The 19,807-nt window shown below is 35.3% G+C and carries 20 protein-coding genes; 16 read left to right on the top strand and 4 right to left on the bottom strand.

All coding sequences use genetic code 11. The annotated features are described in order from the left end of the window. The first annotated feature begins 672 nt into the window (after nt 1–672). Nucleotides 673–2,517 carry a cystathionine beta-synthase gene (locus ACFE0M_RS09650; RefSeq protein WP_434545548.1) on the top strand — a complete coding sequence of 615 codons (1,845 nt, stop codon included), beginning with the start codon at nt 673–675 and terminating at the stop codon, nt 2,515–2,517. Nucleotides 2,518–2,686: 169 nt separating this feature from the next. Further along, on the top strand, nt 2,687–3,283 hold the full coding sequence (locus tag ACFE0M_RS09645; protein ID WP_434545547.1) for a hypothetical protein: 597 nt from the start codon (nt 2,687–2,689) through the stop codon (nt 3,281–3,283). 175 nt (nt 3,284–3,458) lie between these two features. Here the strand turns inward: ACFE0M_RS09645 and ACFE0M_RS09640 are convergent, their stop codons facing one another. Next, complete coding sequence (locus ACFE0M_RS09640) at nt 3,459–3,965, bottom strand: sigma-70 family RNA polymerase sigma factor (protein WP_434545546.1); 507 nt, start codon at nt 3,963–3,965, stop codon at nt 3,459–3,461. 17 nt (nt 3,966–3,982) lie between these two features. Next, nucleotides 3,983–4,381, bottom strand: coding sequence for an ArsI/CadI family heavy metal resistance metalloenzyme (locus ACFE0M_RS09635; protein WP_434545545.1), 399 nt, complete (start codon nt 4,379–4,381; stop codon nt 3,983–3,985). Nucleotides 4,382–4,545: 164 nt separating this feature from the next. Between ACFE0M_RS09635 and ACFE0M_RS09630 the strand changes: the two genes are divergently transcribed. The 5 genes from ACFE0M_RS09630 (at nt 4,546) to ACFE0M_RS09610 (ending at nt 9,276) form a co-directional block, all read left to right on the top strand. Continuing rightward, on the top strand, nt 4,546–6,579 hold the full coding sequence (locus tag ACFE0M_RS09630) for a M13 family metallopeptidase (protein ID WP_434545544.1): 2,034 nt from the start codon (nt 4,546–4,548) through the stop codon (nt 6,577–6,579). Between the two features lie 81 nt (nt 6,580–6,660). Beyond that, nucleotides 6,661–7,035 (top strand): DUF1801 domain-containing protein, encoded by a 375-nt coding sequence (locus tag ACFE0M_RS09625; protein WP_434545543.1) that lies wholly within the window; start codon nt 6,661–6,663, stop codon nt 7,033–7,035. Nucleotides 7,036–7,159: 124 nt separating this feature from the next. Next, on the top strand, nt 7,160–7,846 hold the full coding sequence (locus tag ACFE0M_RS09620; protein ID WP_434545542.1) for a DUF4386 domain-containing protein: 687 nt from the start codon (nt 7,160–7,162) through the stop codon (nt 7,844–7,846). A gap of 130 nt (nt 7,847–7,976) precedes the next feature. Further along, on the top strand, nt 7,977–8,708 hold the full coding sequence (locus tag ACFE0M_RS09615; protein WP_434545541.1) for an SGNH/GDSL hydrolase family protein: 732 nt from the start codon (nt 7,977–7,979) through the stop codon (nt 8,706–8,708). A 211-nt stretch (nt 8,709–8,919) separates the two neighbouring features. Continuing rightward, complete coding sequence (locus ACFE0M_RS09610; protein ID WP_434545540.1) at nt 8,920–9,276, top strand: hypothetical protein; 357 nt, start codon at nt 8,920–8,922, stop codon at nt 9,274–9,276. 61 nt (nt 9,277–9,337) lie between these two features. Here the strand turns inward: ACFE0M_RS09610 and ACFE0M_RS09605 are convergent, their stop codons facing one another. After that, nucleotides 9,338–9,541 carry a YwbE family protein gene (locus tag ACFE0M_RS09605; protein WP_434545539.1) on the bottom strand — a complete coding sequence of 68 codons (204 nt, stop codon included), beginning with the start codon at nt 9,539–9,541 and terminating at the stop codon, nt 9,338–9,340. Nucleotides 9,542–9,711: 170 nt separating this feature from the next. Between ACFE0M_RS09605 and ACFE0M_RS09600 the strand changes: the two genes are divergently transcribed. The 8 genes from ACFE0M_RS09600 (at nt 9,712) to ACFE0M_RS09565 (ending at nt 18,093) form a co-directional block, all read left to right on the top strand. Next, nucleotides 9,712–10,185, top strand: coding sequence for a hypothetical protein (locus ACFE0M_RS09600; RefSeq protein ID WP_434545538.1), 474 nt, complete (start codon nt 9,712–9,714; stop codon nt 10,183–10,185). Between the two features lie 161 nt (nt 10,186–10,346). Next, nucleotides 10,347–11,312: an NAD(P)-dependent alcohol dehydrogenase gene (locus ACFE0M_RS09595; RefSeq protein ID WP_434545537.1), complete on the top strand. Its 966-nt coding sequence runs from the start codon at nt 10,347–10,349 to the stop codon at nt 11,310–11,312. Between the two features lie 298 nt (nt 11,313–11,610). Beyond that, on the top strand, nt 11,611–12,495 hold the full coding sequence (locus tag ACFE0M_RS09590; RefSeq protein ID WP_434545536.1) for a DUF808 domain-containing protein: 885 nt from the start codon (nt 11,611–11,613) through the stop codon (nt 12,493–12,495). A gap of 380 nt (nt 12,496–12,875) precedes the next feature. Beyond that, nucleotides 12,876–13,694 carry a crotonase/enoyl-CoA hydratase family protein gene (locus ACFE0M_RS09585; RefSeq protein ID WP_434545535.1) on the top strand — a complete coding sequence of 273 codons (819 nt, stop codon included), beginning with the start codon at nt 12,876–12,878 and terminating at the stop codon, nt 13,692–13,694. Nucleotides 13,695–13,858: 164 nt separating this feature from the next. Next, nucleotides 13,859–14,086: a hypothetical protein gene (locus ACFE0M_RS09580; RefSeq protein ID WP_434545534.1), complete on the top strand. Its 228-nt coding sequence runs from the start codon at nt 13,859–13,861 to the stop codon at nt 14,084–14,086. Beyond that, entirely contained in the window at nt 14,071–14,376 is a 306-nt protein-coding gene (locus ACFE0M_RS09575; RefSeq protein WP_434545533.1) for a type II toxin-antitoxin system RelE/ParE family toxin, read from the top strand. The genes ACFE0M_RS09580 and ACFE0M_RS09575 overlap by 16 nt, the downstream gene beginning before the upstream one ends. 392 nt (nt 14,377–14,768) lie before the next feature. Further along, nucleotides 14,769–17,390: an AAA family ATPase gene (locus ACFE0M_RS09570; protein ID WP_434545532.1), complete on the top strand. Its 2,622-nt coding sequence runs from the start codon at nt 14,769–14,771 to the stop codon at nt 17,388–17,390. A gap of 82 nt (nt 17,391–17,472) precedes the next feature. Then, entirely contained in the window at nt 17,473–18,093 is a 621-nt protein-coding gene (locus ACFE0M_RS09565) for a hypothetical protein (RefSeq protein ID WP_434545531.1), read from the top strand. 46 nt (nt 18,094–18,139) lie between these two features. On the opposite strand, the gene ACFE0M_RS09560 is transcribed toward ACFE0M_RS09565, so the two are convergent. Further along, the gene (locus tag ACFE0M_RS09560) at nt 18,140–18,442 is read right to left on the bottom strand and encodes a Trm112 family protein (protein ID WP_434545530.1); all 303 of its coding nucleotides are present in this window, start codon (nt 18,440–18,442) and stop codon (nt 18,140–18,142) included. Between the two features lie 196 nt (nt 18,443–18,638). On the opposite strand from ACFE0M_RS09560, the gene ACFE0M_RS09555 reads away from it, so the two are divergent. Continuing rightward, nucleotides 18,639–19,802, top strand: coding sequence for a DUF3179 domain-containing protein (locus tag ACFE0M_RS09555; RefSeq protein WP_434545529.1), 1,164 nt, complete (start codon nt 18,639–18,641; stop codon nt 19,800–19,802). The last annotated feature ends 5 nt before the right edge of the window (nt 19,803–19,807 follow it).

The following is a 19,807-nucleotide window of genomic DNA, read 5'->3' as shown; positions in this document are numbered from 1 at the left end:
AACGCAATAATGTGTCTCATGAAATTATTGCCATTTTAAACTTAAGCACGCATTGACTTGTGTGCTTTTTTGTTTTGAAAAAATTGATGCTGTTTATATGAATTAAGGACGAATAGAAAGTTAAAATTTAATAATCAAAATTATTACGATTTCCACTTGATTTTTTCCGTGTCTCATCCCTTTGAAGAAAGGGATCTATTGATTTTAACCAAAGGTTAAAATATAAATTGGTGTTTATGGAGATAGCTAGTGCACCAAAAAAGAAGCATGAGCGTGTTAAGAGTCAAAGACAGCAAATATTGAAACAGCGTTTCAATAAGACAAGATTCCCTTCTGCATTGGCATGACGCTCGGATTTCCATATGCAGATAATCAAACCATTGCTCTTTTCCGCTAGCATTTGTGTCTTCACAAATGCATTGAGAAAAGCAAATCAATATTCTGCAATCTGGTTGTGGAGACACAACCAGAGGCAAAGGTGCACAGCATACGCCCTGTCACATTAAAAAAGGAAGAGGTTTGATAAAAGCTTAAATTAACTACATTGGGCAAGCGTTTCCAAACGCATGACTTCACCAATTTCCACTTATGCTTTTTTAAAATCATTAAGCCCAAGTTTAAAATTTACTTAGCTTTGCAAAAACACTTTATTATTTATTGCATTTACTTATTATGGAAGACAATAAAACACTCAATTATACAAAGAAAGTAATCGAAAACACTCCAACCGATTGGTTGAAACTCACAACCCACCGATTGGATATCTACAATGAGGATTTGGCTAAAACTGAATTTCTGGAAAAATTTGAGGCTTTATATGATTCTCAAGTTGCTGAAAAATCGACACTTAGTGAACTGCCTACTGCTTATGATTATATTCGCTTAGGACATCCATTGTCCACTGTTTTGGAATGGACTATTGCCAAACAAAATGGTTTAAAGCCAGATAGCGTCATTGCTTTTTCTTCCAAAATAATTCCGATTTTGGCCATTTTGAGAACTAATTTATTTGATAATAAAAATACTCGAATTATATATGTTGACAATCTACCTGACGCCTTTAATGAAGAAACCATAAAGCGTGTTTATGGCTATCATTTCGAACTGAAAAAAGTTAATGATTTAGAAGAAGTTGGCGAATTTGACGGAAGTACTATTTTCATCTCTCAAGAGGATGATTTAAATAGTATTTCTTTACAACAAAACATTGATTTTTTCATTAGCACACAGGGAAAGCTAGGAAGTATTTTATTGGTTAATGGTAAATTGAATGAAAGCTATATTTCTCCTATTCAACATGTAAGGAGAAGGGAAACTATTGCTATGACTCCTCAAAATTGCTATGCATTATTGCAGCAAATGACAGGGAAGTCGGTTTCTGAAGATGCAGTTTCTAATTACGAAAGCAATAAAGCTAAAGTATTGGATACGGTAAGGAAAATTACTGCTGTTGATACCAAAGCACTATTAGGCTCTTGTGGACTATCGGTTCAGTATGCCATCATGATGGGACTTATTGAAGATGCTATGGAAAACCATAAAGGAAAAGCCATCAAAATTATTGTGCCTCCGAATTGTTATGGAGGAACTAACGATCAGGCCAGAAGAGTTGCCGCTTGTTTGGACAATGTTGAAATTATGGATCTTCCGGTTGATGGCGACAATGACATGGTGCAATCAACAGATAAAGTATTGGATGATGTAGCTAAGTTGGATGCTGTTCCATTGATTATAGCTGAAATTCCGACCAACCCTAGAGTGGAAGTGCCTGATATGGAGGCTTTGAGAAAATCTTTAAGTAAAGAAAGAAAAACACCAAATGGGGAAAAGGCTGTTGATCCTGTTTTCATTTTGGACCAAACCTTCTGCCCTAATATCCAATTTTTAAGCGACTCTAGTATTTTGTCAGAAATCCAGACTATTTCTTATGTAAGTGGATCCAAATTCCCAAGTGGAGGGAAATGTACTGCGGGCTATGTCACGGCAAATAAAAAAGCATCTTCCCTAATGGATAAAATTGAGAAGCACATTATTCTTTGTGATAATGAGGCAACACCATTGCAAACTGAAATTTTAGCCGAGCAATTACCCTCTATGAATCAAAGAATTGCGGATGCTTACAAAAACACCAGAGAGTTTGTTAGTTTTATTCAAAAAACTTTACCTAGCGCTAAAATCAATTTCGTATCGGAAGAACTGGCAGAAGCTGGATTTACCCCTTCTGTTTTTTCATTGGATTTGCCAACTAAAGGAAATTCTGATGAAGAAAGAGAAAATTATAAAAGGGCTTTAAACCAAAAGCTCATTGACATGATGATTACTGAGATTCCGAATGAAAGTAAATATTGTGTGAGTTATGGTCAGTTAAAAGGTTGTTATTGGACCATTCCTGCTACTTCCACACAAGGAACTACCAAAGAAGAGGATAAAGATTATATTGCCAGAGTATCCGTATCGGGTGATTTAGATTTGGAAAAGCATAAGGAGGTATTTGCGGAATTTGTAAAAGGAATTTAAAGATACTGATATAGGGATAATGGGCAAAAGCAGATGCTTTTGCTTTTTTATCATCTTGAAAGACTATACTATTCAATATCTCAAGAATAAATAAATTATATAGTTTAATAGTTTGTATATTATTTTTCAAATACATTTGTAGTCCTTTAATGAGAATAATTAATTTATAATGAAGAAAGCCCTACTTATTTTCAGCATCATCATTTTTTCTCTTGAGTTAAAAGCACAAGACCAAACAGAAGGAAGTTATTATGAACCTGAGGATCGTCCTAAGTTTTACATAGGGATTGGAAGCGGAATTAATGCTTATACCGGACTCGCAGGTATTTCTGCAAATTACATAATAAATGATAAAACGCTTTTTGCACAAGGAGGACTTGGATTAAGTGCTTGGGGCATTAGAACCTCCATCGGAATTCGTTATGATCAATCCTATAGACATGGTTTTACTTTCGGAGTGAATCTATCAAGATCTTCAGGTATTGATGATATCGATATGGAATTTGATTCAGGTAACGGCTCCCCAAACGAAGTCAATATGCGATTGGAAAGTGCCAGCACCTTTGATTTAAAAGCGGGCTACAACTGGTGGTTTGGGAAATACAATACACTGAATATTAGCCTTGGTTATGCCGTACCTTTAAAAAATCAACCTTGGACAGTAAAAGACGGATCGACTTTATCGTCATTTGATCAGGCAGTTTTACAATTAATTTCTCCTGGAGGGATTATCATTGAGGGTGGATTAACTTTTGGTATTCGATGATAATGATGGTTTTTAATGTTCATTCTGTTAAACATATCTTCTTGAATCAGTACAGAAAATATTAGACTGCCAAAAACGTCCGCTTTTGCTATTATCTGACCTATTTGTGTATAAAATTATTGTTTTAGTGAAGCAGGAGTTTTGTGTTCCTACTTCAATTTTCATTTGTTAAAAATCACTCCAAAACACAGCTACAGCATTCATAGAACTTAGATTTCAAGGACTCCCTTCCTCTTTGTACCCGCATTTTAGCTGCTGAATAGGAAATATTTAATTTCTCAGCAATCTCTTTTTGGTTTACACCTTCCAAATCAGACATTCTTACCGCTTCCCTGTATTTATCGGGAAGTTGTTCTAGAAGTTTTAAAACACAGTTTTCTGCCGCAATATTTACAAATTCTTGATCCTCTTCTTCTGAGAAACTTTCAGCTAAGGGCTGGTTGATTTTCTTTTGTTCATCCCTAAAGTAATCCATCACCACATTTGAAGCCACCCTATATAACCATGCTCTTAGGTTCTTAACATCTTGTAGTTTTTCACACATACCGTATAATTTAAGAGCTAACTGAGAAGTCAAATCCTCAGCTATTTCTTTGGATTTGACTTTCTTTAGGATATGGTGCTGTATTTCATCTTTAAATTCCAAATAGATTGGAAAAACGGCTTTGCATTCTTCATTCATAATACAATATCTAAAATTTATTTCAATGCAACAGCACTTTCATAATAGCCCGGGCTGTCCTGATAAGTAGTAAATAATTCCCATTCATTCTGGTCCTGATCTTTTGCCCATGATTTTTGCGATTTTGCATAGCAGCAGGTAGTTAACCCTTCCTCTTCCATGGCCACATTCGCATTTTTAGCTTGTTGATAAAGTCCTTTCAGTTCCTCCTCAGAACTGGCTTCAATGCCTAAGTGATTGACTCCAAAAGCTTCTGCAGAATTACTTTTTAAACTCAAATTCAGGCTTGGATTATCAATTTTCCATTGTAAGTAATCCTCTTTTTCTTTTGTGGGAGCGCTTCCCAATAAAGCGGAATAAAATTTTTTTGCATTTTCTAAACTACTTACATTCAACATAATGTGTATTCTTTTCATCTTTCTATTTTTAAAATTCACCCCTATGACGGAGACATTTATGAAAAGACACATTTTTTACTCGATGATATTGAAAAATCAGTATACCGCTGGTAAATTTTAGATTGGATTAAAAGTATATTCCCAGTAAATTCGGTATAGAATGAAAAATTGAAAAATTTAATATGAACATAAAATCCTATTTCTCGCTCATTATTGCAGGACTGTTGATATTGGCCTGTACAGATCAAAAACCAGAAACGGCCACCAAAGTAAAATATGTAGCCATTGAAGGCATAGACTCTACCAGAAATCCAGGGGATAATTTTTTCCAATATGTAAACGGAATATGGTATGATTCAGTCTCAATACCCGAAACCCAAGCGGGAGTAGGTGCTTATCGGTTCATGAATTATCCGCAAAGATTGCGCCTTCAAAATTTATTGGACAGCGTCTCACAATTGGATAATGCTAAAGGAAGCATAGAACAGAAAGTAGGCGATTTTTATGCTTCGGGAATGGATACTGTAATCATTAATAATAAAGGCCACCAGCCTATTCAGCCAATTCTTTCTGAAATTGAGGATATAAATGATGTTCCTACTTTGATGAGCTATGTAGCTTCACAAACCAAGCAGCAAAATAATTCCATCATAGGCTTTTATGTAGGTCCGGATGATAAAAACAGCAAAATTAATATTGCTCATGCCTATCAAACAGGAATAGGATTGCCTAATAGAGATTATTATTTCGAAGACAATTCCTCTACCGCAGGAATACAAAATGCTTATAAAAAATATTTGACTACACTTTTTGAATTGAGCGGAACGGATGCTGAACAAGCAGAGAAAAATGCGGAAACCATTTACGAAATAGAAAAACAAATAGCAGAATCGCATAGAACCCGAGTAGAGCTAAGAGATGTGAAAGCCAACTACAATAAATTTTCTGTTGAAGATTTAAATGAAATGTATCCCAATATAGCTTGGAGTAGATTACTAAATGAAATGGGGGCCGAGACAGATTCTGTAGATGTAGGTCAACCCGATTATTATGAAAAATTAAATAAACTCTTAACCAGCATTCCCCTTGAAGATTGGAAGCTTTATCTAAAGGCCACCACTTTACGGAATTATGCTGACAACTTGAGCAAAGATTTTGTGGATGCAGAATTTGCCTATACTAAAGTGATCTCTGGTCAGTCTGTTCAAAAAACAAGAGGCGAAAAAATGGCAAGTGCTGTGGATAATATGTTGGGAGAAGCATTAGGGCAATTATATGTGAAAAAATACTTTCCAGAATCCGCTAAAGAACGAATGCTGGAATTATTGGATAATGCTCAGAAGGCTTATGCCAACCGAATTGATCAACTGGAATGGATGACAGACAGTACAAAAGTTAAGGCAAAGGAAAAATTATTCTCCATCACTAAAAAGATTGGGTATCCAGATGAGTGGCGAGATTATAGTAATGTAGAAGTCGTGCCCAATGACTATTTCGCTAACATCCTTTCAGCTTCAAAAGCTCAATATGATTATAATCTAGCTAAACTTGGCCAGCCGGTCAATAAAAAAGAATGGTACACAACCCCATCAACCGTAACCGCTTATTATAATCCTTCTGCAAATGAAATCGTGTTTCCTGCAGGAATTTTACAGCCTCCTTATTTTGACTATGAAGCAGATGATGCGCTCAATTATGGTGGAATTGGTATGGTAATCGGGCATGAACTTACCCATTCATTTGATGATCAAGGTGCGCAATTTGATAAGGACGGTAATGTGAATAACTGGTGGACTAAAGCCGATTATGAGGAATTTAATGCCAGAACGCAGGCCGTGGTAGACCTTTACAGTTCATTCACTGTTCAAGATACATTGCATATCAATGGCGCCATGACGGTAGGTGAAAATACTGCTGACTTAAGCGGATTAGCTGTAGCTTATGATGCATTTAAAATGACAGAGCAAGGACAAGATACTACCAAGATAGACGGCTTTACACCGGATCAACGATTCTTTATGTCATTGGCCAGAATATGGCGTGTAAAAATGAAAGATGAATATCTTCGCTTGTGGATCAAAACCAATTCGCATTCACCCCCAATGTGGCGTGTAAACGGGCCATTAATGAATATACCAGCTTTTTATGAGGCCTTTGAGATTCAGCCAGAAGATAAAATGTATTTACCTGAAGAGGAAAGAGTAGCCGTTTGGTAAAATAGCTTAATAGGGGCAGGGACTTGATCAGAGTCCTTGCACTTTTATTTTAAGAGATAGTATTTTTTCAAAGTCAACAAAATGGCAAATGTTGAAGATTTCATAAACCAACTGGAAAATAAGCAAAGAGAAATTATGCTATATTTTCATGAACTACTGGCACACCAATTAGAATTAGAAGATAAAATAAGGTTTAAAATCCCGTTTTATTATCATAAATCTTGGGTTTGCTATCTAAATCCTATTAAAAATAATGCGGTTGAACTAGCTTTTTTATATGGAAAGGAATTATCAAACCAACAAGGTTTACTGGAAGCCAATGGTCGGAAACAGGTTGCAGGAATTACCTTTTCAAAAGTGGTAGATATTCCTAGAGATCAGGTTTATGAAATTATTCAAGAAGCTTTAATGCTTGATGAAATGAAATCTAATCAACGAAAGAGTAAATCCACTTAAGCTTTGGCAAAGAGCTGCAACAAAAGCCTTATCTTATGCATCTAATGATTATTATACTAAAGTATTAGCATTCGTTTTTCAATCTGGCTCTAATACCTTTAGTCCATACACTAAATGAAATAAAATGAATCATATCAGTAAGGAGTTAAAGAGTACAGCAAGGCTTGCTGGTATATGGTATTTATTACTGGCCGTTTCAGGTGTCCTAGGATTTCTGGTGTTTCATTCGCAGGTTTTCAATGCAGATCCGCAAGTAACATTAACCAATTTAATTGAGGCAGAACCAACAGCCCGTATTCGCTTAATATTGGAATTTGTAATTATTATTTCTCAAGCACTTACAGCCATTTGGTTTTATAAACTCTTCAGAAAGATCAATAATGCGGCTGCTTTAGCGACTGGAATTTGGGGAACAGTGAATGCAGTAATCATTATGATCAGCGCAATATCAATGGCTTCGGCTATTGCAGTAGCTTCTTCGGATCACACTATAGAAGAGAAAGTACTTTTAATTGAGCTTTTTAATCAGCTGATTTCAAATTCATGGGCAGTAGGAGGTCTTTTCTTTGGTCTTTGGCTAATTCCCTTAGGTTATATCATTAGCAGTTCGCAAAGAATGCCGATTTGGTTGGGAAGGATATTGATAATTGGTGGAATTGGTTATATCGTCAGTATATTGCTTAATTATGCAGGTGTAACTGCATCTTGGCTAGATTATTTGACAATACCAGCTAGCATAGGTGAATTTTGGATGATAGGATATCTTTTAATATTCGGCATCAGACCAGCACCTGAAGAAAATGATTTGTGAATTATCCATCGAATCAATCCAAAGATAAAAATCTATTTTTCTACTGTACTTCGTAAGTTCTTGATAACTTGAGTGTAGAGCTCAAATCAGCATTGCAAAAACTAATTTTATTTATCTGTGTTCCTATAGCATGAGACAAGGCACTTATTTATTTCATACTTTCTTAGTGATATCAATTTTTTTCATGTTGGCTTGCGAAAATTCAACAGATGAGATCGACTTTGATGAAATCGATAATAATGATTCAGACACAGCAGAAACAGACCTTCAATATTTAGCTTTGGGAGATTCCTATACCATTGGTCAGGGCGTTTCGGAGAATGAACGATGGCCAGTACAATTAAGCCAGCGGATTGAACAAGAAACTACATTGCATGTGGAAGTTGAAATAATTGCCCTAACGGGTTGGACCACAAGTAATTTATTAGGAGCCATAGAATCTTATGATATAGATACAGGAGATTATAATTTAGTATCGCTCTTGATTGGTGTAAACAATCAATATCAAGGAAAGCCATATTCACTATATGAAACTGAGTTTGATTCGCTACTTCAAATCGCAACTCAAATAGCAGGAGCAGGTGGAAATGTCTTTGTAGTCTCCATTCCGGATTATGGGGTTACGCCTTTTGGAAGCTCCAATAGTGAAAAAATAGCGAGAGAAATTGATCAATATAATGAGTACGCCAAATCGGTCTGCAATGAAGCGGACATTCCCTTTATCGATATTACTTCCATATCCCGTGATTTAGGAGCTTCTTCAGGAGCATTAGCTAGCGATAATTTGCACCCAAGTGGATACCAATATTCCCTTTGGACAGATAGGATTTTACCAAGAGTATTGGAATTGATTGAGGAATGAGGTCATTTTCTAGCTTTTAATCGTTTTTAAATCGAATTGTTTTTTTATATAAACGATCATTCTCTAAACATCACTAATCCTTGAGCTTAAATATCCCGGAGTCTAAAAGAAAACCAGAAAAGAATTACATAAAGCTTACCCCTAGTATTTTGTAATTTACAATATTATAGACAAATGAACAGTTAATTAAAAGGTACAATATATTATTAACATGAAAAAAACAATAATTTTATTATTGGGCTTTAGTATTCTTGTATTCCTTACAGGTTGTGAAGATGTTGAATTTCAGTGCTTGAGTGGGGAAGTTATTGGAAAAATAAGAAGTAGTGGTGGAGGCCTTGCTGTTTCTTTGGATCAAGATCATGAACAAGCCGTGAGTTGGCAGGGAGAAAAAAATGTAATTGTGCTATTAAATATTCCCGATAATTATCAAAGTTCTGGAACAACTATATTTTTTACTTCAAGACCTGCAACAGTAAAAGAGAAAGGTCATATAACCGATGATGGTGACGAAAGTATAGAATTAGTGCTCTATGGGTTGGAATTTAACGATAATGAATGCCCGTAAGTATAATAATATTTTCCCGTTGGCGCATGCGTGTTCCGTGTGCCAATAATCTACCACCTCACTAATCCTCCTCCAAAACCTCCTTCACCCTTCCCACTTCACCAGTTTCCAGCATCACTTTTATACCATGCGGATGAAAGGCAGATTTAGTCAATATCTTTTTCACAAACCCATTGGTCAGATCACCAGTTCGCTGATCTTGTTTTTGCACAATTTCCACTTCATCTCCAATTTTTATATTGTTTCTATTTTTTCCGTCAGCCATATATTGATTATTTGCAATGAATTAAAATGCAAGTTACAGGATTTCTTTCTTAAAAGACAGCTTTTTGAAGCATTGGATTTTACAGCATTTGAGCTTTTTAACTCATAAGAAGGCATAGAATTAACTTTTTTTATTAAGTTTGGTACTATTCAAACCTTAAATAGACAAGCATGATTAAATACCTTTCCAAAGCTGAATTTTTACTTTTAGGCTTATTAGCTATAGCCGTTGTCCTAGAATCAATTGGAACAAAATTGGATATTTTATATCTCATCAGTTTGGCTGGACTAGGATTGGTTTTCTTTTTATTCGCCCAATTTCCGAATCAAAATGAAGAATCTTCTTCAGAAGAAAACAACGATAAAGAAGAAGGAGGCGGCTTTAAAGCATTATTAGGACTTGTAATTGTGCCAAAAGTACTATGGATTGGAACGGCTGTGACTACCATAGGAATTATGTTTTTCTTACAAGATTTTAAAGGAGCTGAAAATTTACTCACGATTGGAGGCATCACTATTGCAATCACTACCGTCATTCTGCTGGTTTTGCGAGTAATAAATGTAAAGAATCTGCATACGGTAATTCCTATTCTTTACAGATCATATCCTGCTTTGTTGGCAGCCGCTTATTTAGTCTTTGCTTGAATAGGAAGCCAGAAATGAGGGAATTAGTGTTTCCGGACAGGTTAATATGTGATTTGTAGTCAGTAAGATTACAAACAGTTTTTTATCAACATTAAATGGAAAATGCTATCTTCATTAAATGAGTAATTTGTTTTTACTCAAAAACTATAAACCTCTATCAGATGAAAGCCGTTTTTTGTTCTCATTACGCCTCTCCAGAAGAACTCGAAATCAAAGAGGTGCCCAATCCGGTTCCTGCTAAACATGAAATATTGGTAAAAATACATGCCACCGCCATCAATGACTATGATTGGGGCATGGTGAGAGGAAAACCCTATCTGTATCGCTTAATATTTGGACTTACAAAACCAAAGCGTCCTATTGCTGGAATGGAATTATCGGGCGTGATTGAAGATATTGGAGAAGGCGTTACACAATTTAAAAAAGGAGATGCAGTTTATGGAGATATTTCTGAATTTGGCTTCGGAAGTTTCGCTGAATACATTGCCATCAATGAGAAAGCTGTGGTATTAAAACCAGAGGCCATGAGTTTTGAAGAAGCCACTGCTATTCCACATGCTGCATTGCTAGCTTACCAAGGACTAGTAGAGAAAGGGAAAATTCAGAATGAACAGAAGATTTTGATTAATGGTGCCGGTGGAGGAGTAGGTACTTTTGCACTGCAAATCGCTAAAATGTATGGTGCAGAAGTAACGGGTGTTGACACAGGCGAAAAGCTCAACAATATGAAGACCATAGGTTATGATGAGGTCATTGATTATAAAAAAGAGAATTTCACCAAAAGAGGCGAGCGCTATGATTTGATTCTGGATGCGAAGACCTCTCAGCCGACTTGGAACTATCTAAAAGCCTTGAAGCCTAAGGGAAAATACGTTACGGTAGGAGGAACAGCTGGTAATTTAATACTATTCGGATTAAGCAGCGGATTAATCTCTATTTTAAGCGGAAAGAAGTTTCTGCTTTTGGCACTACAGCCGAATCAAGGGCTTGATACCATCAACCAATTATATGCCGAAGGTAAAATCAAACCCGTTATCGATGGTCCCTATGCCTTCCATGAAATTCCCCAATTGATTCAATATTTTGGAGAAGGAAAGCATACTGGAAAAGTGGTGATCAGACTTTAAAATATTCACCAATGCAAAAACTCTCAACTTAACGGCTCTTTACGCCACTGCTACTTGGTACTATTAGTACTATTGCCTAAACCTGTCTGGTTTGGCTTTGATATTATTGATAAAGATACCATTATTTTCAGTCCTTATAATTATTGAAAACCTGACAGGTTTCAACGTATTGCTCGACTTGAAAGTAAGTTTAGGGCTTGCATACAGAAAGCTGCTATATAAAAACAATCAAATTTTTTTCATTTGTTATATTGAGACAGATGATAGTAAATTGCACCAAATTTTAATTTTATAAACTATGGCTTCTGGATTTTTTGCTTTACTGGATGATATTTCAATGTTGATGGATGATGTGGCCACGCTCAGCAAAGTGGCTGGTAAGAAAACAGCGGGGATACTTGGAGATGATTTGGCAGTAAATGCAGAAAAAGCATCTGGTTTTATGGCTTCTCGAGAGATTCCAGTGCTTTGGGCTATCACGAAAGGTTCTTTGCTGAATAAACTCATCATTTTGCCGCTCGCCTTTTTACTGAGTGCTTTTGTCCCCGAGGCTATTCATATCATTCTTTTGTTTGGTGGCTTATACCTTGCTTATGAAGGAGCGGAAAAAATTTATGCCTATTTCTTCCATGCTAAGCCAAAGGTAAAAATAGAAAAGGCTGAAAAATTGACTAAAGAAGAGGCATTAAGTCGAGAAAAGGAAAAAGTAAAATCCGCTATTGTAACTGATTTCATCCTATCCGTGGAAATTATCATAATAGCTTTAGGGACAGTGGAAAATGAAACCTTGCTTAACCAAATCATGGTGGTTTCAATTATCGCCTTAGTAGCTACAGTAGGTGTTTATGGAATAGTGGCCCTAATTGTTCGAATGGATGAGTTTGGGGTTAAATTGATCAATTTAAATGAAGAGGATAATAGTTTTTCAGATAAAGTAGGAAAATTTCTAGTACAAGCTTTGCCTAAAGTAATTAAAAGCTTGACCGTAATCGGGACTATTGCGCTTCTTCTAGTTTCCGGTGGAATTTTTGCTCACAATATAGACTTTCTACATCACCTACTTCCCTCTATACCTTCTTTTGTAACAGAATTTCTCATCGGCCTTGTGGTGGGAATAGTGGTTTTAGCTGTGGTGGAGTTAGGTGGTTTTGTAGTGAAGAAAATAAAAGGCAGTAAATCTTAATTAATTGGTTCTATAATTTATTTAGCTGCAAAGCATCTTTTTTAGAGGTTTGGTCTTATTCATTTTAGGTATTTTGAATTTTTGTTACAAGTGCTCGCTGTCTTATAAACTGAACATCAAGGAAGATAACAAAAGTATTCTCTGCGAAAACTCTGCGTCTCCGCGACTCTGCGAGACTTTTCAAGCGTCTTTAGACGCCTGCGGTCAATTTAATTATATATGGTCTAAAGAAAAAGAGGTCTATACAATGTGAAAACAGCAATTTTTATGAAAATCTGAATTTCTAAATTAAAGTCGAATTCAGGTTAATACTTTCATATCCTTCATGCTTCCATGTGAAAGACTTATATTCGTTGAGTAAATTCACTAAACGATATATCATGGAAATTACACCTCAGTATTTCAAAATCGAGATCAAAAATAAAGTAGCGACCGTTAGCTTTAATAGACCAGAGAAATCCAATGCGCTCCACATGCCGGCCTGGACGGAGATGAAGGAAATTTTCAATTTACTTTCCGAAACCGCTGAAGTACGAGCTATTGTGCTAGCCGGAGAAGGCAAAAACTTTTGTGCGGGGATCGATTTGGAATTGCTGATGTCGGTGAGTCAATATCAAAAAATTGAATGTGGCGGAAGAAGAAGTGAAGAAATAAGAAAGTTAGTCTTAAGCCTTCAAGAAGCCGTAAATGCTATTGAAAAATGCAAGAAACCCGTATTGGCCGCAGTACATGGCGGATGCATAGGTGGGGGAGTCGATATCATTGCCGCTTCCGATATGCGCTATTGCAGTAATGATGCCTATTTCACCATTAAAGAAATCGATTTAGGAATGGTAGCAGACCTGGGAACTTTGCAACGTCTGCCAAAATTAATTTCTCCCGGCATGGTTTCCGAAATGGCCTATACAGGCAGAAAAGTGCATGGAAAAGAAGCTAAAGAGATTGGGCTAGTGAATCAATCTTTACCATCAAGGGATGAATTGATGGAAAGCACCTTAAAACTGGCCACCGTGATCGCTTCAAAATCTCCTTTGTCCATTCGAGGCACTAAAGAAGTGCTAAAATACAGCCGAGATCATTCGGTGGAGGATTCACTAAATTATATGGCTACCTGGAATTCCGCCATGTTGCTTTCAGATGATTTGAGCGAAGCCTTTAAAGCTAGTATGGAAAAAAGGAGTCCAGAGTTTAAGGATTAGTGGGGGTGTATTATTTCTAATTTTAATTATACCAATTTCGGTATAATTAAAATATATTCTTAATTATCTGATTATTACTAAGGAGGACAAGAAAGAGACTTAAATGATATTTGAAGAACTAGATCTCTATTTTTCTAGTTAAGAATATTTATTAAATTTATAATATGACAAAATTAAAAGATAAGCTTATTGAAGAAATCAAAAACTCCCAAGACAAGGAGCTATTGGAGGAGATTTACCAAGTCTTATGCGACAAAGGTCATGATGAAATCGTTCATTTTTCCGACACACAAATTGAATCTATAAAGAAGGCACAACAAGAAGTCGGGGAAGGCAAGTATTTCACACAGGAGCAAATTGATGACCAACTAGATCAATGGCTAGAAGAGTAATTTGGGCAGATACCGCTAAAAACCAATTACATGATATTATTTTATATTGGAACAGAAGAAATAAATCTAAGACCTATAGTCGAAAACTCCGCAAACACCTCAAAAGCATTCTAAGACTTATTGTTTTCAACCCTAATATTGGTAAAAAAACGAACTATCCAGATAAAAATGTTCGATCGAAAACCTTTATGAAAAATTTTCAAATTATATATCAGGTTCGGGCAAAGGAATTAGTGATTCTAAATTTTTGGGACAGTCGTCAGGATTCTGAAAGAAACGATTATCTTTGAATATCATATATTACTTTTGGCAAGTGCTCACTTGTGCTTTTGACTAGTCTTTAAAATCCCTCACCCATTTAACCGACCCCTTTTCCAACTAGCCCAAAAACAAGAATCAATTGAATTTTTTCGATGAATAGTACTATTTATATGGTGAAAAATAGAACGGTATTTCTATATTTACAATTCATCAATAACCGAAACCTTTATAATTCCTCCGATACTTAAGTACAGGAGGATACCCAATCAAATCATAAAGTTTTCTGGGAGTTGAGAAAATGAAAAAGCGCATTGCTTATACCTGAATCGTTTAATCTCTATGCAATAGCACTAACAATGTATATCAGTAATGCTGGTAGTCCAATATTATGCTTTATTATGAAAACCAACGCTAAAGACAGATGCCGATACTGAATGACATAATAGACTGGGTTGAAAATAAGCCTTCATTTTGGCAAGTAGCTGTTGACCGATTAATCCGAAACAATGAACTGACAGATACCGACATTTCTGAACTTACGGAAATTTGCAAGGTTGATTTTGGAATTTCTGAATTTGAATTTGATGCAGTTGACTTTGATGACTTAAGGGATTTTGCTGATAACTCAGTAAATGATGACGATGTCATACTATCCAAAATCAATAACATTGATAATATTAATGCTCTTTCAAAATCAAGTGAATTAGAGTTTTCACCAAATGGATTGACAATCGTTTATGGAGACAACGGTTCAGGAAAATCTAGTTATGTGAGTATTTTAAAGCATTCTTGTAACACAAGAGGTCAAAAACCAATAATAAATGACAATCTATTTGACCCAAGCTGTGTTGGGAATGATAAAAAAGCAGACATAGAATATACTTCTGATGGTGTAAATTTCTCTACTGTCAACCTTATCAATGAAACAATAAGTGAAAATACCTTAAAAAAAATTGATGTATTCGACACTTTTAGTGCAAATCATTATATCGATGGAGAAGATGAAATTGCCTTTATTCCACAAGGTCTTTCCATTGTTGATAAATTAGCCGAAGCTGTAAAAAAAGTCGAAGCGAAATTAGGTCTCGAGCTTTCCGCTCCTTCAATGCAAAAGTTTGATTACGAACTATTAGAAGTGCCGGAAGGAACGACTGCAAAATTATTTCTTGACAACTTAAATTCGAGCTCAACTTTGGGTGAACTAAGAGCTGAATCTCAATGGAATTCAGCCAAAAACACGAGAATTGAAGCTCTTCAAAAGGAAATAGATAAATTAAAAGCAACTGACCCTAAGAAAAGCTTAAAGTCCAATGAAGAGAAAATCAAGCGGTTTGAAGTTTTAACAAATAAGTTTCAAAATCTAGAAAACAACTTAACAGGTCAATCCCTAAATAATCTAAAGCAGATATTAAATAATTTTTGTACAGCCAAAGAAGCTCTGACGGAATCCTCAAATACTGCATTTTCGGATTTACCTATAGAAGGTGTTGGAAATAATGCTTGGAAGGTTTTATGGGAAAGTGCAAGGAAATTTTACAATGAAAGCAATCAAACAGAAAGTTTTCCTGATGTATCAGATGAAAGCAATTGTCCTCTTTGTCTTCAAGATTTAGATGAGGAAGCTAGAGAAAGGTTTACAAAATTTGAAGATTTCGTAAAAAATGACATTCAAAAAACCTTTGACGAAGCCAAAGAAAAATATGATTTAGCAATTGAAAAATTAAATAGGCTTGAGTTCGATTTTGAAGAGCAAAAACCTACAACTCTAGAGTTAAATGAACTAATTGAAAATTATACAGATAAAAAGACAGAGTACCTAACCTCTCTTTCTGAACAAAAGCAATATATAGTTGAATTATTTAATTCAAAAAAGTCTATTCCAAGCATTAATACAATAGAGTTTGACAATACAGCTAAAACTTTGATTCAAGAGTTGAATAAATCTTTAGCCGAAACGAATGAAAAATTGAAAGTTCAATCGATTGATGATGATTTAAAACCTTTAGTGAAAGAATTAAATAAATTAAACGGTGAAAAGAAAATTTATGAGCATAAACCAAAATTAGGACGTGAAATTTACCGTCAAAAAAAGGTAGGCTTGTTAAATCAATGTATAAGTAAATGTAATACTCGAACCATCACAACAATAAGCAATGAACTAACAGCGGGTTATATAAATCAAAACCTTAAACAAAATTTCAAAGAAGAATTAAAAAAGCTAGGTTTTAAAAACATTAAAATAGAACCTGAAACAAAAGGTCAAAGAGGGAAACAATACCACTATTTAAGACTTGATGAAAACAACTCGACTAATATTGCTTTAAAAGATATCTTAAGCGAAGGAGAACATAGATGTATTTCATTAGCTACATTCTTATCCGAATTATCTATTTCAGAACATAAAAGTGCAATTATTTTTGACGACCCAGTTTCCTCACTTGACCACAAATGGAGAAATAAAATATCAAAAAGAATTACAGAAGAAGCCCTTGAAAGACAAGTAATTGTTTTTACACACGACATTACTTTTCTTTTGATGATTCAAGAACACTCAAAGAGTCTTAATTGTGCATTAGATATTAAGAGCTTGACAAGAAAGAAAAAGGAAACGGGATTAATAGCCAGTAATCCACCGTGGGATGCTTTACCTGTTCGTAAGCGTATAGGTATTTTAAAAAGTGCATATCAACAACTTGAGAAAATCGAAAGAACGGAAACAGAGGAAATATATAAAGAACGTGCTAAAGTATTATATGGTAAACTTCGAGAAACTTGGGAGAGGTTTATTGAGGAAATATTTTTAAATGGCGCTATTCAACGCTTTGGAAGAGCTATTCAAACTCAGAGGTTATCAAAAATTATCGATATAACAGATGATGATTATAAACTCGTTGATGTTAATATGAGTAAATGCTCTACTTATTTTACGGGGCACGATACAGCAGGAACCTTAATTGAAGAAATGCCTGATTCTGACGAATTTCTTGCTGATTTGAATGTATTACAAGAATACATAAAAGCAATTGATAAAAGAAGAAAATAAAACTGTTCCCGCCATGCTCTGCATGGTGGTCTTCCATCCTTCATTCAATATAGCCAACCTCAAAAAGGTAATTTTTAGTTAAATGGAATTAAAATTTGACATCTTTATTCCGAATAAGAACAAGCAATATTCGATTAGTGATATTCTAGGAATAGTTGCTATGATTCTTGCAATACTACTGCTCATCTTAAATCATTATTTCAAGATTCCAGAATCAGTTAATCAACCGTTTGCTGGAATTCTCTTTTCTATAATGATTTACTATTTCGCACGGGCAGTAGTAGTAAGAGGTAAAATTCAACCTCTAAAGGGGGAGTTGAAGGGACAGCTAAAGTTTAACCATACAGAGATATTTATAAATGATCAGAAAATTGATCTCCGTGAGATAAATAAGGTGGAGTTCATTTTTGGCAATTACTATTCTGAATTTAAAAGTAGACAACCAATTTTTGACCCACATAGTGAAAATGGAACGAGTAACTGGGTGACCCTATGTTTTAATAATAAAGAAAATCAAACAATTCAATTTCAACGAATGTATGATGGCCAAGAAAAATACCTAAAACCATTGCTAGAATATCTCCATTTCAAAGATAAAATCTCTTTTTTGAGGTTAACCGAGATATTAGGGATGAATAAATATGAGGAGATTCAAGATTATAAGCTCGAATTGAAAAGGAGAGTAGCAACCATAGAGAGTTAATTATTTCTGCTAGACCAGACAGCAGCAAAATTTTCCTAACCTCTTTTCAATCACTATCCCCCATCTCCAAAGCTCGTCCATGAGTAGCCCCATCCAAGCGAAAGCCTTGATCCCCTGCAGGCAATTCCAATCCCCACTTTTTCAATATCGGAGCCTCCAATGATTTTTGTCTGTATTCATCAGGAGTCATAATCGGAATACCGTAAATAATAGAGAAATAAGGCTGACAATCTGAGCAAGTCAGAAGTCCTTCAATAATTTCCTCATACTCTTTTTTGAAAATACTTATATTTTCCTGCTGGGCAAGTCCGCTTGAACTGTAAAACTTGAAAAATTGCTCCGTTCGCATCCCATGATCGGATAATGAACTATCAGACCATCACTTACACCCTATTCCAAAGAAAATAGATTTCGAAGAGCACTTCGGGAAGTCCTTATTTTTGATTAAATTTAGTATAGCATCTGTCCTTTTCATTCAAGGAATCGTCAACTATTAGATGCGGAGCTAATCCAATAGTTGGGTTTGAGCCGAAAATATTAAGCTTATGGAATTAGTATTTTTTTATGGATTGGCTATTGCATCATTATTAATTGGAACTGCTGCCATTTACATGGCTTTAGTAGAAGCTTTTCCCTTAAGTTGGTTGTACTACCACTATTTTTTACGAAAGCCACTCAATTGGTCTATTTTTATAGGGCTATTAGTATGGACGGGCCTAATTTTTTACCAAAGCAATGAAATGCCATTATGGGCCATTGCCCCCTTATTGATCACAGGATTTGCCTTGATTTTAACCTTTAAAATGCATCAGGAGAAAGCGTTTCCCGCTGTGTTCTTTCCAGCAATGGCGAAAGATCCTAATCAACTACCTCTTGATGATCAAATGGAAATGGCCGTGATTGATTATCAAGGAATTACGAAGTGCTACCCCTTGGACTATGTCATTCACCACCATATCATCAATGACCATTTTGCAGACAAAATTGTAGCACTAACCTATTGTGCCATGTGTAGAAGCATCATCCCTTTTGATGTTACGGCAATAGGGCCCTTAAAAGTAGGCTCATTTAAAAATGCCAATATGATTGTTGCAGACGTCAGGACTAATACGTTCTTTCAGCAATCTACCTTTAAATCATTAATAGGTAAGCTGCATCCTTATGAATTGACCATGATCCCATTTCAAATTCTTTCCTGGCGAGAAGTCAAACATACAATCCAATCGCCAAATGTCGTTAAAGTAAGTGAAAAAGATTTTAAGGATTTTGAATTACCAATTCCGGGTATTTGGAAAAAATTAGTGGCTTCTGAAGCTACTCCAGGACTGGCCTCAAAAAACCGTGATAAAACATTCCCTGCACGTACTCATGTAATCGGAATAACCGACAGCTCTATAAATGACCGGTTGGTTTATTTAAAGAAGCAGGTATTGTCAGAAAAGGTAGTGGAGAATAATGAATATGGATTTGTCCTTATTGGGGCTGGGAAAACAGTAAATGCTTTTAAAAATAGTTTGAATACAGATAAGCTTGCTTTAAGATTACAGGATAAAGAATTATCCGATGCAAACAGCAATACAAAGTGGAATATCAGAGGGAAATATATTTCCGGGGATCTGAAAGCAGATTTGGAACCAATCGCTATTTCAGATGAATATTGGTTTTCATGGATTAAATTTCATGAACATTCGAAGCTCATTAGATTGTAAATGTA

The sequence above is a fragment of the Marivirga sp. genome (assembly GCF_051117495.1).
Classification (GTDB): domain Bacteria; phylum Bacteroidota; class Bacteroidia; order Cytophagales; family Cyclobacteriaceae; genus Marivirga.
The sequence above is the reverse complement of the archived record's forward strand: the minus strand, read 5'-3'. Positions and strand labels throughout refer to the sequence as shown.